The sequence below is a fragment of the Parasphingorhabdus sp. genome (assembly GCF_036964675.1).
GTDB lineage: Bacteria > Pseudomonadota > Alphaproteobacteria > Sphingomonadales > Sphingomonadaceae > Parasphingorhabdus.
The window spans coordinates 1-528 of the sequence record NZ_JBALTF010000178.1 but is presented as its reverse complement, the minus strand read 5'-3'; the positions used below and the strand labels follow the sequence as shown (position 1 = coordinate 528).

The 528-nt window shown below is 61.7% G+C and carries 1 protein-coding gene; it reads right to left on the bottom strand.

Translation table 11 applies throughout. The features are described from left to right. The coding region (locus V7665_RS13835) for a fumarate hydratase C-terminal domain-containing protein (RefSeq protein WP_335665105.1) at positions 1–528 on the bottom strand (528 nt) is incomplete at both ends.

The window sequence follows — 528 nt, the reverse complement described above, 5'->3', positions numbered from 1 at the left end:
CAGGACCACGTTCGGCCTTGCCAATCATACCCAGCAGGCCGGTGTGCTCGAGGATAAAATCGGTGAACTTGTCCATGCGGGTCGACGTGGTGGGGCCAGCTGGGCCAACAACCTCATCGCGTACCGGATCGACCGGACCCACGTAGTAAATAAAGCGGCCCTTCAGATCGACCTCGGCGGGCAAACCCTCGCCAGAGTCGATCAGTTCCTTCATTTTCTTGTGCGCGGCATCGCGGCCGGTGAGCATCTTGCCAGACAGCAGGATAGTGTCGCCGGGCTGCCACTCGGCCGCTTCCTCCGGCGTTACCGTATCGAGATTGACCCGGCGGACCTGCTCACCCACTTCCCAGGTAATGTCTGGCCAGTCATCGAGGTCAGGCGGGGTCTGCAGCGCAGGGCCCGAGCCATCGAGAACAAAGTGGGCATGGCGAGTCGCCGCGCAATTGGGAATCATGGCCACCGGCAGCGAGGCCGCATGGGTGGGGTAATCCATAACTTTAACGTCCATGACCGTGGTCAGGCCGCCGA